The sequence below is a fragment of the Mucilaginibacter dorajii genome, from assembly GCF_024808255.1.
Lineage (GTDB): Bacteria > Bacteroidota > Bacteroidia > Sphingobacteriales > Sphingobacteriaceae > Mucilaginibacter > Mucilaginibacter dorajii.
Genome location: NZ_JANTYS010000005.1, coordinates 292,710 through 306,686, shown reverse-complemented (window position 1 = coordinate 306,686; position 13,977 = coordinate 292,710). Strand labels below are relative to the sequence as shown.

Sequence of the window (13,977 nt, the reverse complement as noted above, 5' to 3'; positions counted from 1 at the left end):
GCATGCGGGAGACGCAAAAGGTTGCGTCTCTACACAAGCGCGTTAACGATGTCATCACTATTTTTTTCAGGTTACCCCTGATGGATACTCGCAATGACATGTTGTATTTTGAGGTGAGCGGGCCGGTCACCCTGAGCCTGTCGAAAGGTGCGCGTAAAGGTCTTTACCCGCGTGCTTCGACAGGTTCAGTATGACCCTCTTTTTATTTTATTAACGTCACTAATACTTCCCACTCCCCGATAATATCATCGATGCTAATTGCTCATCCCTGCCATAAATATCTTTACGGAAATTGAGTTTGTTATCCCTATCAGTAAAGGCGGTGAAATAAGCTATAAATACGGGCACCTTTTGTTTAAGAGTAACCGTTTGCTCTTTACCAAGGTGCATAGCCTTGTTGATTTTCGCCGCCGTCCAGGTGGTGTCGTACTTTAACAGGAATGAAGCCAGCTTGGCCGGTTCACCAACGCGGATGCAACCATGGCTAAATGCCCGGGACGATTCGCCAAATAATGACCTTGATGGGGTATCATGCAAATAAATGCTGTAACTGTTGGGGAATAAAAACTTAACCAACCCTAAAGAATTTGCGGGACCGGGTTTTTGTTTGATGACTGGCAGACCATTCTCTTTGCCGGTAATGATCATATTGTGCTCATTCACATAATTGCGGTTGCGGCGCATGGCGGGCAATACCTCGTTGCGTACAATGCTTTCGGGCAGGTTCCAGTACGGACTAAATACCACGTACTGCATCTGCCCGTAAAATATTACGGTTTGATGTACCTTTTGCCCCACTACCACATTACAGCTCCATAGCAGGCTATCGGCATGGTAAACATGCAGCTTAAATTCTGGAACGTTTACCGCCAGGTAATCGGTATTCAGGCTAACGGGTAGCCAGCGGCAGCGCTCCATGTTCACGATGATTTGCCTGATACGGGTTTTAAGCGGAACATTCATTTCGGCAATGGTGCCTGGTCCCGGCAAACCATCCACAGCCAAACCATATCGTTGTTGAAATGCCTTTAAGGCATCTTTTAAGCCATCATCAAATACATTACTGGTAGTATCACCTTTAAAATCCTCCAATTTAAAAAGCCGGGTTTTGAGTTTCGCAATTACAGCCGATGAATCGCCCGGCTTAATACCTTTTGCCGATGGTATGGCCGTCCACTTCTCTTGGGCATCCAAGGCGCGATACTTTGCCAAAAAGTTTTTGAGTAAGTCATATTGACGATAAACAGGTTCGGATAATGAGCTATCCAACTTGCCTTTCTGTTTTAAGAGCGTATCAAGATAATCATCATAAGCTATCTTTTTCCTGGGCAAAAACCAGTTCACCGCTTTACTGGTAGAATCGCTCATACCCTGGAAAGCCAGTTTTGAAAATACAAAGTATTGTGCGGTAAGCATTAATTCGGTAGATATGTTTGGCTTTGGGTTTGCAGCTTTGGGATTGGCTTCAAAGGTTAAGGAGTCTAAAGATTTGGGGTAGGGGATAGCTTTAAAAATGCCTTCGTTTTGCAGGTTGCTCAACCTGTCTGATAAGTTGCCTGCCTGTTCAATCAGTTTTCCTTTTGCGTACCAGGCGTATGCAAACTTACGCTTGCTGTAAAAAAGGTTGATATCTTTGGCGTAAGGATTAAAGTCGGGATATTTTTTCAGGAAAGATGCCAGCTCGGTACTATCAAAAACAGCCTGGGTTTGATCGCTGAAATTGCCGGGGATGGTTTTACTCCAATCTTTAGCCGCTTTCTTTTTCAGGGAATCAGCTTTTGACTGCTTGTTTTGTTTAGCGTTTTGCTTACAGCCCAGCGCGGTAAAAAGGGTAAGGGCAATTAGTAAGATATATTGTGTTTTTCTCATAGTTCTATTTTGGCGGCATTAGCCGCGATGTTTTTTTGTAGAGGCGCAATATTTTGCGTCTCCCGCATGCAAATCCATCCTGTTTTTCTGTAGAGGCGCATCACATGCGTCTCCCGCAGGACAATTATCGATGCAAATCCTTGTGCAAATTCCAATTTTCTATTCGCTCTGTAAAGCTTTAGACGGATGTGATCCGTCTCTACAAAGAAGAATAAAAATATTTTAAATAAAGTATACTAATTATATAGACATTATAGTATATTTGTTTCGTTAAATCAAAACATGTTAATGAGCACTGCAAAATCTACCTCAAAATACACTTTAAATCGTCATGATTTTAAAGCGATGATGTGCATGTGCTGCTGTTGTTGAGTGATCCTTTACTCCAACCTGCAATCAACCCAAAAGTTTACTGACCTCGTTATTTAATATATTTTATGAACCTTTATCTGTCAAATAAAACCAGCAAGCCAACGGCTCTTTGGATGTTGCATTACAGCCAGGTAATTTATGGATTATCCCGTTGTTGAGGCTTTATATTAATCATCGCCCCAAATAAAAATAATCCATAACCATTACTAAAGTACACCATGTTAACTACCGATAATAAATACCCCTTTTTTGATCTGTCAGAAATTGTTGCAGATAACGATATCCCTTTTAAACCATATCAGGCCTTAAAACCTATTAAAGCCGGTAACTATATTCCCGATCTTAAATTTTTAAACGATTACACCCGCTGGCAATCGTTTTTTAACGGGGCGCAAACCCACGGACCGGTCGCGTTAAGGCAGTTTTTGAAAAAGCCGCTGGTAATCGCGTTTTATTCGCGCCACTGGGGACAGTTTGGTTTAGATCAGTTGAAACACCTTAATAATATCCAGCAGGAGATAAAAGCCAACGGCGGCAATTTGCTCATCATTAGCGATGAACGTACCGACGAACTGGCTAAAAAAGCATGGGAAAATAGTTATACGCTCAATTTTTATCATGACGAGGAAAAAACGATAGCCCAAACATTCAGAGTTTATTCTGATAGTGATCCGGTTTGGAACCGTTTTTCTGGTATTGATGTAAATGTGCCTTTACTGGCTACCTATATTATTGACGACAATAAGCAGGTAATCTACAACCATATCGACTATGATTTTTTAGAAACTTTTAACGGTGAAGACATTATTTCATCAGTTTACGAGTCGTCATTGATTGCAAACAGCAGAAAATCTGCCTGATAATTCGCCTACATCTACTAAAAATTGAAACCATGTCGAACATTATTGACGAATTGGAAAAAGTAAAGACCAGGGTACACCAACAAGTACTTTTGGCCAATAATGAATATGTAAAGCATTTTGGCGATAAGGGCGAATTGACCATACCGCCGGCACGCCAGTTTGCTATTTTAACCTGTATGGATGCCCGGCTGGATCCGGCCAAGTACGCCGGTCTTGCCGAAGGCGACGCGCATGTGATCCGTAATGCGGGCGGCCGCGCGAGTGATGACGCCATCCGCTCGCTGGTGATATCGCATAAATTATTAGGTACTAAGGAGTGGTTTGTGATCCATCATACCGATTGTGGCATGGGTTTATTTACCGATGGCATTATCCGCGATCTGTTATCTACAAGCCTGGCCACTGCCACCGTTGATGAAAACGGCTGGCGCAATACCGAAGAAAGCGGCGGATCTGACGAAGCAAATCACATCGCATTTCTCACCTTCAAAAACCTGGAAGCCAGTGTTGTTGAGGATGTGGAACGCATCAGGCATCATCCGCTGGTGGCCGGCAATATTCCTATTTACGGTTATGTATATGATGTACGCACTGGTAAATTGATTGAGGTACCTGAGGCTACGCATGCGGGCGAGGTTTTAAACTAAACCATATACTACAAAAACTGTTAATTTGATACCTTAGTGGCGCAAAACCTTAAGGTAACCCATACATGAAGCTTGAAAAGCGCGACTACGATGCGATAATAATAGGATCGGGCCCTAATGGGCTGGCAGCCGCGATATTCATGCAACGACAAGGTTTATCGGTATTGCTCATTGAAGGGAAAAACGAGATAGGGGGAGGCTTACGTACTGCCGAACTTACTTTGCCTGGTTTTAAGCACGATATCTGTTCGGCCGTTCACCCGCTTGCAGCGGCCTCACCTTTTTTCGAAACTTTGCCGCTTGCAGAGCACGGCCTGGAATATATTTATCCCCAAATAGCAGCCGCCCATCCTTTTGACGATGGCTCGGCTGCTGTTTTGCTTCAATCTGTTGAAGAAACCGCCAAATTACTTGGTGTAGATGAGCAGGCTTATTTAAACCTCATGAAGCCAGTGGTTAAAAACTGGCCCCTGATAGCTGCCGATGTGCTCGGTCCGCTGCATTTTCCAAAACATCCCTTGTTAATGGCGCAGTTTGGCTTGCCTGCTTTAACGGCAGCAACTGTGCTGGCGAAAAAATTTAAGACCAAAGAAGCTAAGGGTTTATTTGGCGGTATGGCCGCACATTCCATACAGCCCTTAAGTAACCTGGCTACATCGGCCATTGCGTTGGTGCTGATGGCGCAGGGGCATTTAAAGGGATGGCCGGTGCCCAAAGGCGGATCGCAGCAAATTGCTAATGCGCTGGCATCATATTTTACATCAATAGGGGGCAAAATTCAGACTGGCTTTTACGTGCAATCGTTAGATCAGCTACCGTCTGCTCATGCTGTTTTGTTTGATGTAACCCCCAAACAGCTTTTAAAAATAGCCGGGCACAAATTTTCATCCCTGTATAAATGGCAACTGGAACGTTACCGCTACGGAGCAGGTGTATTTAAAGTAGATTGGGCATTGGATGCCCCGATTCCCTTTAAAGCCCAAGCGGTTAAAAAAGCAGGTACCGTGCACTTAGGCAATACATTTGATGAAATAGCCGATGGCGAGCAATTGATCTGGAATGGCGGTCACCCGGATAAACCTTACGTGTTGCTGGCCCAGCAAAGTGTTATGGATAATACCCGCGCTCCCGAAGGCAAACACACCGCCTGGGCCTACTGCCATGTGCCCAACGGATCTGATAAGGATATGACCAGCATCATTGAGCGGCAGGTAGAGCGTTTTGCCCCCGGTTTCCGGGATACTATTTTGGCCAAACACACTTTTAACACCCAGCAATTAGAAGAATATAACCCCAATTACATAGGCGGCGATATCAATGGTGGCGTAATTGATTTGGGCCAGCTGCTTACCCGCCCGGTACTGCGGGCATCGCCCTACAAAACATCAGCAAAGGGCCTGTACATCTGCTCTTCATCCACACCGCCAGGCGGTGGGGTACATGGCATGTGCGGATATCATGCGGCAAAAAGGGCGTTGAAGGATATTTGGAAACAAACCGTCAAGCCCCTCTAAATCTCCCCTGAAGGGGAGACTTTTATAAACAAGGCAGCTGAAAGCTAAAGCCACGAAACCCACGAACTTTTAGCTCGTGGGTTTCGTGGTGTTTAAGTATGATTTTTTGAAGTCTCCCCTTCAGGGGAGATTTAGAGGGGCTGCTACCTTAATTCCAGCGTCACCACCGATTTCGCAGGCAATGTCACCACCAGTTTATCTCCATCTTTTTTGGCGCCGGTAAAGTTTACCAGGTGCAGTTTGTTTGGATTTGCAAAAGTGTTGATATCGGTAATATTGGCCGATGTTAATACCTGGCCGCTAACCGCGTTCCATTTTACGTCTTTAATATCGGTAGTAATGGTAATAGCATTATGCAGATCGAGGTTAACCAATGAGATATGTACTTTACCTTCGGCATCCTGTGAAGCCGAGGCGTTTACCGCTTCAATCTTTTTGCCATCAACTTCATAGTTTGGTACATCTAACTTAATAGGCAGGTATTTGGCATCCTGGTGCACTTTATACATATCAAAAATATGATAGGTAGGGGTAAGCACCATTTTTTCTTTATCAGTTAAAATAAGCGATTGCAATACGTTAACGGTTTGGGCCAGGGCGGCCATGCGTACGCGGTCGCTGTGGTTATTGAAAATATTAAGTGTTGTTCCCGCAATTAACGCGTCGCGCAGGCTGTTTTGCTGGTACAGGAAACCTGGATTGGTACCTGGTTCAGCGTCTGTCCAAACACCCCATTCGTCAACCACCAGGGCAACCTTTTTTTCGGGATCATATTTATCCATAATGGCCGAGTGTTTGGTAACCAGTTCTTCCATTTTAAGGCAGTTAACCATGGTGCTGAAGTACTCCTTTTCATCAAAAGCAGTAGCAGACCCTTTTTTACCCCAGTTACCGGTAGGGATGGTATAATAATGCAGAGACAGGCCCGACATCATCCCGTTAGGAATATTTTTCATGCAAACTTCTGTCCAGCGATAATCATCTGCATTTGGTCCGCTGGCTATCTTTTTAAGGTGCGCGCCAGGGTAATCTTTGGCAAAGGAAGCATAACGTTTAAACAGGTCGGCATAATATTCGGGTGTCATGTTGCCACCGCAGCCCCAGCTTTCGTTACCTACTCCCCAAAAAGTTACCTTGTAAGGCGCGGGGTGACCATTTTTTGCACGTTCCTGCACTACCGTGCTGGTACTGTTTGAGTTAAGGTACTCTATCCATTTCGACATTTCTTCCACTGTGCCACTGCCTACGTTACCGGCAATATAAGGTTCGCATTTCAGCAGGTCGCAAAGCTCCAGGAACTCGTGGGTGCCGAAGCTGTTATCTTCGGTTACGCCACCCCAATTGGTGTTCACCATCCGCGGACGGGAGGCCGTGGCGCCAATACCATCGCGCCAGTGGTACTCATCGGCAAAGCAACCGCCGGGCCAGCGCAGGTTAGGAATTTTGATCTTTTTAAGCGCGTCAACCACATCAAGACGTATGCGGTCCTGCTTTTTCACGGGCAGGGATTTATCAACCCAAAAACCACCATAAATGCCATGGCCCAAATGCTCGGCAAATTGCCCGTAAATGTGCTTGCTGATGGTAGTTTTTGAATCGTTGCTAATACTTAAGGTTCCGGTTTGACTATAGCCGGATGCCGAAATTAAACACAGCGCCGCAACGCCAAGTGTGGAGAGCAATTTTCTTTTCATATAGGAAACAGGTTTATGCCGTAAAGAAAAGAAAAATAAATTAATAAGTGTTGTTTTAACAATAAAAAAATTGAGCGCGGGAATAACTTACCCCCAATAAAAAATAAATCTAAAAATGTTTACGCATTGAACGCTGGTGCTTCATGGTTGTGCAGGGATTAAATAGCCCTCTTTCCTGAGCATCTTATCCTGCAATCCCGCGAAAAATATAACCATGCAAGTGGCACCGATCATGGCAAAAAGCATATCTGATTGTGTGTCCCAGATATCGCCCTGGGTACCAAGCTACCGTGTACCCAGGAATGAGTCGCCCGATGAGCCCAACATAATTAAGATACCGTTGACTGTGTCACTATCTTTTTCCTCGATTTGAGTTTTATCAGCTGGTAAAGCACACCAACTACAAACAGAAGTACCAAAATCATCAGGCCCGTTTTTGCAATAGGATCATTGGGACCTGTAGCCAACGGATGGGAAATAGGTAACCTGGTTAGGGTTTCTATGGTGGCTGGGATCATAGAGAAAAACAGCGTTGCCGACATCACAATCGTTTGGATATACTCTGCTTTTCTGCCAAAAAAAACAATTGATTTGGCAAAGATCCCAATAGGTAATAATAATAGAACAATAACCGCCAAACCATGCCCCGCGCTAAAATGACCGGTTTTCATGATAGGGAACGCTGTAAGACAAGATAGTATTGTTAAAGCGATGTAGATTTTACCTACACCGGTTTTGGGATCTATTTTACCAAAACGGACCAGCGCAAAAAGGGCGGCCAATACCGCGAGAATACTGATGGAAGTGTGAAAAATTCCAAGGGGGGAAAGGTGGTTAGGCATCATTGTGAATTTTAAGGTAAACGTTTTGTATTGCAGTGTAATTCACTGGTTCCCCAATATACAAAAAACCGGCGGAAAATATTCTTTAAATATTAAATAACTATAAAAAAGCTATTTAAGGGCCTTAGCTATTGCTTCCTCGATAACTTTGGCCATAGTTTGATAGCATATTTACAATGAATATATTAGCTGAATTTATTTAAATGTTTAACTATTAATATAAAACTTTTACTGATTGTAGCTGTTATTGGTTTATATTTACTAACTATGAAAACTTTTAACGAACATGAATCAGTGATCTATACCGATGCCGATGGCAGGATGATTGATACCTTTGTTGTATTTGATACTGATATTGCGGCAGGTTTAACGCACATCAATCATATGAACCTGAGAGTTCCTACCGAAAGTTTGCAGTTACATCCGGCTTCCATAGCCAAATATAATTTACCTATGAAGGATGCTTTCAGCTTCGAGATCTTTAAAAAGCTAAAAGCCAAATACGAAGAATCTGTCGCGCCAACTGTAAAACGTACCTTAACTGTTGAGTCAGGTTATAAACTGGCAAAGGCTTCGTAGTAATAGCCATATACCGGTGATAAAAAAGCTCCGTTCGGTTATTCTCGAACGGAGCTTTTTTATGGCGTGTTGGCTGGTGGTTAATTAGTTGCGCCACCGTTGATTAATAAGTGTTGGCCATTCACAAAGGACGAAAGATCGCTTGCGAAAAATTCGGCAGCATTGGCCACATCTTCAACCTCTGCCAACCTACCCATCGGGCAGCTATCAAGTAGTTGTTTCCTTAACTCCGGGTAACTATCAGCCTCAGCAAAAATCCCAGAATGATCTACTGCGAAGGGGATGATAGAGTTAACCGTTACGCCTTTATGACCTATCTCTTTTGATAAAATATCCACAAGGTAACGGGGAGTGGTTTTACTGCCACCATATATGGCCATTCCGGGTACCGGGAATGAGGTTGTGCTTGATGCTATATAAATAATGCGCCCGTTGTTCTCAACGTTTTTAGCGGCCTGCTGCATGGTAAAATAGGTGCCTTTGGTGTTGATCGCAAACACACGATCAAATTGTTCTTCGGTAAAATCAACCACCGGGGTTTCCACCAGTTCAATACCGGCGTTAGCTACCACAATATCTATTTTACCAAATGCTTTTTTTGCTTCAGCAAATAGCCTTTCAATGTCGGTTACCTTACTTACGTCGGCTTGTACAGCTATGACACGCGCGCCCATAGCTTCTATATTACTAACTACCTCATCGGCTGATGCTTTATCCCTTGAGTAATTGATCACTATATCGGCGCCCAACGCCGCGTACCGTTCTGCTATCGCTTTACCCAATCCACGTGCCGATCCTGTTATTACTGCTACTTTATTATTTAATGAGTTCATGATTGTTTATGATGATTAAAATGATTTTTGTTTTGATTTCACCGATTTTTTGTTCCCCCTTCAGGGGGTTAGGGGGCTTAAGCCATCGCGCCATTCAACCCAATATTCTGTGCGCTAATCCATTTGGCATCGTCACTGGCCAGAAATACTACCACTTTAGCAATATCTTCCGGTTCGCCGATGCGGTTAAAGGCAGATAGGGAGGCTAAACGATCAATCACTTCCTGTGGTTTGCCTTTGGTAAATAGTTCGGTATTGGTTGGGCCTGGCGATACGGAGTTAACATTGATGCCTCTTGCGCCAACTTCTTTACTAAATACACGGGTAAGCTGTTCAACGGCTGCCTTGGTGGCAACGTAAGTGCCATAAGTTGGCATCATTACACGGGTAGTAGTTGATGAAAAGTTGATGATACTGCCATTATCAGCCAGCTTAGTGGCGGCTTCACGCATGGTGTTAAAAGTGCCGCGTACGTTTATATCAAACTGGCGGGTAAAATCGTCGTCTGTAGTATCTTTAAGCAGTTTGGTGATCATGATGCCGGCGTTGTTTACCAGTACATCAATTTTGCCATAATGCGCAATGGCTGCATCAAACATGGCTGCAACTTCGGTGGCTTTACTTACGTCGGCTTGTAAGGCTATTGCCTCGCCGCCATTTGCTTTAATCGTGTTAACTGTTTGCTCGGCTGCTTCGTGGCCACCTGCATAGTTAACAATTACTTTTGCACCGGCTTGTGCTAACTTATGAGCTACTGCTGCACCAATGCCTCTTGAAGCGCCGGTTACTAAAATTACTTTTCCTGATAATGTGTTCATGATTTCTTTGTTTTTATGTCGTTTGTTTTGACATAACAAAGGTGAGGTTTGGGGCTACCTCAAATGATACACATATTAAAGCATTACATATAAATATCTAAGATGCGGCCATCGAATGCAGTTTTCTGAATAACACCGGCGAAACATCTGTATGTTTTTTAAAGTAATTGCTAAAGTGGGGTGATTCGGCAAAGCCCAGGCGGTAGGCGATTTCTTTGATAGATATTTTGGAGTTTTGTAACAGGGCTTTAGCCTCTGATATTGTTTTTTCGGCTATCCAGGTGCCAATAGGTTTGCCTGTTTTTATTTTGATCACGTTGCTTAGGTAATTGGGGTGCAGGCTTTGGGCATCGGCATAATCCTGTACACGGTAAGCTTTTTCAACCAAGCCTTTATTAAGATCGCGGTAATGCTTTTCCAGTAGCTGCTTAAATTCTTTTACAATTTGCGAACTGCGGTTACCTTCATAAATAGGATTATAATCCTTCCAAAAATACTCCTTGATCTTTAATAACAATACCACAAACAGGTTACCAATGATGCGGTTACGATAAGGGCTGTGGTTTTGGTATTCTTTTGCAATTTGCAGGTAAAGCTGTTCAAATTCAGCAAACGCAGTGGGTGCTAAAACCCGTGGCTGCACGGTCTCGGCGAGTAAAAACTGAAATTCCTCAAAAATATCGGGATGAACGTTTTCTTTCAAAAACGACTCACTAAGGGTAACCAGGTAAACTTCCTGCATTTGAAGCCAGTTGTGCGATTTAAAATGCCCCGGATTAGTAAAGTAAATGGTACCTGGTACAATATCAAAGGTTAGCTCATCGGTGGTGTATTTGCCTGTTGCATCCTTTACAAATACAAAAGAGAAAAAATTGGGTCTGTAAATAAGCGACTGATAAGGCAGCGTAGTATGGATCTCCTTAAGATTATGAATAGCAAAATCTGTGTTTTCATCAATACCATCTACAGGCAACCCAAAATGAACGTATTGCTCTTTAATATTATTGAAAATCAGTTTTGCTTCTTGTTTCATAACTTTTGATGCTAAAGTAAATATAAATCTGCTTGATTATATAAGTGGCGAAAGGATTGACCTGCCGTGATTTAATAACCATTTTAACCTGGGCAGACACATCTGATTGGGTTAACATAACTTAACATATTTCAAATTTAATACCAATTAATGTATTGATAATCAATGTTTTGTATTTTATCATGGTTAACATTAAACTGGTGTTTTAAAAAATTTAGGCGCATCCAATACGTGCCCTCTCAAGAGGGGATTTAAAAAATAACCATCCAAAAAATATGTCATGGATAGGAGATACGACGAAGCAAACACTATCTTTTATCTATTTTTAAACAGGCTTTTAATATGTACAAAAAATATCTCTGCGTGCTTTTATTGTTTGTGTGTGCTGCCAAAGTATCGGCACAAAATGATTTGGTTAAAGACGATAATGCCAGTAATTACAACCTCAATAAACCCGAACGCGAGGCATGGCTCAAAAATACCGGCTTAGGTTTGTTTATCCATTTTAGTATGGATGGCCAATTGGGTGTAGTTATCAGCCATTCGCTGGTTGGCGCGAGCGACGATTATGTAAACAGGTATTTTACTGAGCTGCCCAAAACTTTCGATCCATCTAAATTCGACCCACACCAGATAGCGGTTTTGGCCAGGCTGGCGGGCATGAAATATATTGTATTTACCACCAAGCACCATTCGGGTTTTTGTATGTGGGATACCAAAACCACCGATTTTAATATCATGCATACGCCTTATAAAAAAGACCTGCTAAAAGAATTTGTGGATGCCACCCGCGAGGTAGGGCTACAGGTAGGTTTTTATTTTTCGCCTGAGGATTTTAATTTTTTGCGTGATCACCATATTCCCATCAGCCGCACGGATGTTAAAATGGATGCCAATACCCGCAAAGACTATGACAATTATACCCGCCGCCAATGCGAAGAGCTGATGACCAATTATGGCAAAATAGACGTGCTTTTTATTGATGGCGACCCTAAAGAAATAGTGAAACAAACCTGCTGGAAACTACAACCTGATTTACTCATTACCCGTGGGGCCATCAAAACGCCGGAACAGATCATGCCTGGCGCTATGATCAATGATCCGTGGCTATCCTGTATTACCATGGGTACAGCCTGGGGGTATCAGCCAACTAACGAACGTTATAAATCCGGCAGTCAGTTAATCAACCTGTTAATAGAAGCGAGGGCAAAAGGAGGATCGTTATTGCTTAACGTTGGGCCTAAACCAAACGGCGAGCTACCGATAGAGCAGGAAGAGCGCCTGCGCGAAATGTCGGCATGGTATTTTATCAACCGGGAGTGTATTGATGATGTGCGCAGCTGGGTGGTAAGTAAAGAAGGAGATACCTGGTTTACTTCAAAGGGAGGCCATACACTTTATGCTATTATTACAGATGCAAAGGATTGGAAAGAGGGTACGCGAAAAACTTTCCTCATCCGGTCGGCAGTAAGTACAGCCCAAACGCAGGTGAGTGTTTTAGGGCAAAACAGCCAGGTAATTGAATATAAAAGCGACGATGTAAGCTGCAGGCATAAACAAACAGAAAAGGGCCTGGAAGTATCTGTAGTAAAAGCCCAGCGAATTTATGACGATCACCGCTGGCCCAACCCGGTAGTTATCAAATTGGATCATGTTGACCCCGCTTTCAAAGAAGCCATATTAGTTGAAACGGGCAGTGCTATTTCGCTTAAAGGAAAGGTACTTTTAAAAGGCCGGATCATTAATTATAAAAACCCCGACGTTAAAAAAGCACGGTTCGACTATCGCCCATACCAGGGCCAGGTTGAAACCCTGTACGCCGGTAAGTGGACGCCCAGCCAATGGGTAAATATTAAACCCGACGGTAGCTTTGAGCTGGGCATCCAATTAAAAGGCAACTATGAATACAAAGCTGTTGCTGAGCAGGCTAATGTGGAGATAGAGGGCGAAAACAAACTGTTGAAACAGTAAACTTAATTATGTAGCTTTCTTTTACGCAGGTAAGCTAAAAGCTCTTTGGGGCGATCTGTTTGCATGATGCGGGCACCGTGGTTAATGATCCAATCCCAGCTATCTTTGATATTGCCATCTTCAACAGCCATATCATCGTAATGGCCGCCATTAAGACTGGCCCATAATGAATTGATCCATATTTTGGAACCATGCGCCGGGATGAATGCATTTTTCACCAGGATGTGCGAGGTATCGCTTTTAAAGATCAGCTCGAAAGCTACGGGTTTGATCTCTTTTTGATATTGATTGATCACTTGTTCGGCTTCTGGTTTATCCAGGCTAACCACCGGCATAAACGTTAGGCTATCTAATAGTTTTGGGTAACGGTTTCTTACTTCGGGATAAGCTACTTCAGTTTTAAAAAGAGCCTGGCTAAGGGTGCCGGTTTTTTTACACACCTGGTAAGCCTCTTCATAATAAGGGAGGCTTTTATCAAGGTTTACCAATACTTTGCCTTTGGCCAGCAGCATTACTTCTTCAAGCGTTGGGATGGTGTTATTGGTTACTATGCCCAGTCCGTTTCGGAGGTGAAATTTTTTAAGTTCGGCCAGGGTATAGTCGGATGGTTTTCCTTTGCCGTTGGTTGTTCTGTCGATGGTGCCATCGTGCATAATTACAATTACGCCATCGCTGGTTTTGTTGAGATCTACTTCGATGATATCAACCCCCATGTTAATTGCCAATTGATAGCCACGAAGCGAATTCTCCGGTTCGTTACGCCAATCACCGCGATGGGCGGCTACCAGTATATTTTTATCGTTGGGGTTATGCAGTTGCTTTAATATGTTATCAACCTGCGCATATGAAAAAAGGCTGTAAAAGAAAGCGGGTGTGGCAACAATTAGTGTTTTTAGATAGCTATTCATTCGGTAGTTTTTGTACAGCGCCGAAGATAAAGAG

The 13,977-nt window shown here is 43.3% G+C and carries 12 protein-coding genes and 1 pseudogene; 5 read left to right on the top strand and 8 right to left on the bottom strand.

Going from position 1 to position 13,977, the window contains the following annotated elements:
- Positions 1 to 219: 219 nt before the first annotated feature.
- Positions 220 to 1,869: a L,D-transpeptidase family protein gene (locus tag FHS10_RS09265; protein ID WP_259089624.1), complete on the bottom strand. Its 1,650-nt coding sequence runs from the start codon at positions 1,867 to 1,869 to the stop codon at positions 220 to 222.
- A gap of 590 nt (positions 1,870 to 2,459) precedes the next feature.
- On the opposite strand from FHS10_RS09265, the gene FHS10_RS09260 reads away from it, so the two are divergent.
- The 3 genes from FHS10_RS09260 (at position 2,460) to FHS10_RS09250 (ending at position 5,265) form a co-directional block, all read left to right on the top strand.
- The gene (locus FHS10_RS09260; RefSeq protein ID WP_259089620.1) at positions 2,460 to 3,101 is read left to right on the top strand and encodes a redoxin domain-containing protein; all 642 of its coding nucleotides are present in this window, start codon (positions 2,460 to 2,462) and stop codon (positions 3,099 to 3,101) included.
- Between the two features lie 32 nt (positions 3,102 to 3,133).
- Positions 3,134 to 3,751, top strand: a complete 618-nt coding sequence (locus tag FHS10_RS09255; RefSeq protein ID WP_259089619.1) for a beta-class carbonic anhydrase — start codon at positions 3,134 to 3,136, stop codon at positions 3,749 to 3,751.
- A 65-nt stretch (positions 3,752 to 3,816) separates the two neighbouring features.
- Entirely contained in the window at positions 3,817 to 5,265 is a 1,449-nt protein-coding gene (locus FHS10_RS09250; protein WP_259089618.1) for a phytoene desaturase family protein, read from the top strand.
- 143 nt (positions 5,266 to 5,408) lie between these two features.
- Here the strand turns inward: FHS10_RS09250 and FHS10_RS09245 are convergent, their stop codons facing one another.
- The 3 genes and pseudogenes from FHS10_RS09245 to FHS10_RS09240 form a co-directional block, all read right to left on the bottom strand.
- Positions 5,409 to 6,959: an alpha-N-arabinofuranosidase gene (locus FHS10_RS09245; RefSeq protein WP_259089616.1), complete on the bottom strand. Its 1,551-nt coding sequence runs from the start codon at positions 6,957 to 6,959 to the stop codon at positions 5,409 to 5,411.
- 141 nt (positions 6,960 to 7,100) lie between these two features.
- A pseudogene (locus FHS10_RS29370) lies at positions 7,101 to 7,232 on the bottom strand (DUF2238 domain-containing protein); the annotation flags it as partial.
- A gap of 56 nt (positions 7,233 to 7,288) precedes the next feature.
- Positions 7,289 to 7,804: a hypothetical protein gene (locus tag FHS10_RS09240; RefSeq protein WP_259089613.1), complete on the bottom strand. Its 516-nt coding sequence runs from the start codon at positions 7,802 to 7,804 to the stop codon at positions 7,289 to 7,291.
- A 264-nt stretch (positions 7,805 to 8,068) separates the two neighbouring features.
- Here FHS10_RS09240 and FHS10_RS09235 point away from each other — a divergent pair, with 264 nt between their 5' ends.
- The gene (locus tag FHS10_RS09235; RefSeq protein WP_259089612.1) at positions 8,069 to 8,380 is read left to right on the top strand and encodes a hypothetical protein; all 312 of its coding nucleotides are present in this window, start codon (positions 8,069 to 8,071) and stop codon (positions 8,378 to 8,380) included.
- Positions 8,381 to 8,460: 80 nt separating this feature from the next.
- On the opposite strand, the gene FHS10_RS09230 is transcribed toward FHS10_RS09235, so the two are convergent.
- From FHS10_RS09230 to FHS10_RS09220, 3 genes are all read right to left on the bottom strand, one after another.
- Entirely contained in the window at positions 8,461 to 9,213 is a 753-nt protein-coding gene (locus tag FHS10_RS09230) for an SDR family oxidoreductase (protein WP_259089611.1), read from the bottom strand.
- 77 nt (positions 9,214 to 9,290) lie between these two features.
- A complete protein-coding gene (locus FHS10_RS09225) occupies positions 9,291 to 10,031 on the bottom strand; it encodes an SDR family oxidoreductase (RefSeq protein ID WP_259089610.1) in 741 nt (246 codons plus the stop codon).
- A gap of 97 nt (positions 10,032 to 10,128) precedes the next feature.
- Positions 10,129 to 11,064 carry a helix-turn-helix domain-containing protein gene (locus FHS10_RS09220; protein WP_259089609.1) on the bottom strand — a complete coding sequence of 312 codons (936 nt, stop codon included), beginning with the start codon at positions 11,062 to 11,064 and terminating at the stop codon, positions 10,129 to 10,131.
- Positions 11,065 to 11,406: 342 nt separating this feature from the next.
- On the opposite strand from FHS10_RS09220, the gene FHS10_RS09215 reads away from it, so the two are divergent.
- Entirely contained in the window at positions 11,407 to 13,035 is a 1,629-nt protein-coding gene (locus FHS10_RS09215) for an alpha-L-fucosidase (protein ID WP_259089608.1), read from the top strand.
- A gap of 2 nt (positions 13,036 to 13,037) precedes the next feature.
- Here the strand turns inward: FHS10_RS09215 and FHS10_RS09210 are convergent, their stop codons facing one another.
- Positions 13,038 to 13,943 (bottom strand): glycerophosphodiester phosphodiesterase family protein, encoded by a 906-nt coding sequence (locus FHS10_RS09210; RefSeq protein ID WP_259089607.1) that lies wholly within the window; start codon positions 13,941 to 13,943, stop codon positions 13,038 to 13,040.
- Positions 13,944 to 13,977: the final 34 nt, after the last annotated feature.

Bases quoted from the DNA above. Each gene is read 5' to 3' on its own strand.
- FHS10_RS09250 (WP_259089618.1), top strand. From the start codon at position 3,817: ATGAAGCTTGAAAAGCGCGACTACGATGCGATAATAATAGGATCGGGC.
- FHS10_RS09265 (WP_259089624.1), bottom strand. From the start codon at position 1,869: ATGAGAAAAACACAATATATCTTACTAATTGCCCTTACCCTTTTTACC.
- FHS10_RS09210 (WP_259089607.1), bottom strand. From the start codon at position 13,943: ATGAATAGCTATCTAAAAACACTAATTGTTGCCACACCCGCTTTCTTT.
- FHS10_RS09260 (WP_259089620.1), top strand. From the start codon at position 2,460: ATGTTAACTACCGATAATAAATACCCCTTTTTTGATCTGTCAGAAATT.
- FHS10_RS09235 (WP_259089612.1), top strand. From the start codon at position 8,069: ATGAAAACTTTTAACGAACATGAATCAGTGATCTATACCGATGCCGAT.
- FHS10_RS09255 (WP_259089619.1), top strand. From the start codon at position 3,134: ATGTCGAACATTATTGACGAATTGGAAAAAGTAAAGACCAGGGTACAC.
- FHS10_RS09225 (WP_259089610.1), bottom strand. From the start codon at position 10,031: ATGAACACATTATCAGGAAAAGTAATTTTAGTAACCGGCGCTTCAAGA.
- FHS10_RS09220 (WP_259089609.1), bottom strand. From the start codon at position 11,064: ATGAAACAAGAAGCAAAACTGATTTTCAATAATATTAAAGAGCAATAC.
- FHS10_RS09240 (WP_259089613.1), bottom strand. From the start codon at position 7,804: ATGATGCCTAACCACCTTTCCCCCCTTGGAATTTTTCACACTTCCATC.
- FHS10_RS09230 (WP_259089611.1), bottom strand. From the start codon at position 9,213: ATGAACTCATTAAATAATAAAGTAGCAGTAATAACAGGATCGGCACGT.
- FHS10_RS09215 (WP_259089608.1), top strand. From the start codon at position 11,407: ATGTACAAAAAATATCTCTGCGTGCTTTTATTGTTTGTGTGTGCTGCC.
- FHS10_RS09245 (WP_259089616.1), bottom strand. From the start codon at position 6,959: ATGAAAAGAAAATTGCTCTCCACACTTGGCGTTGCGGCGCTGTGTTTA.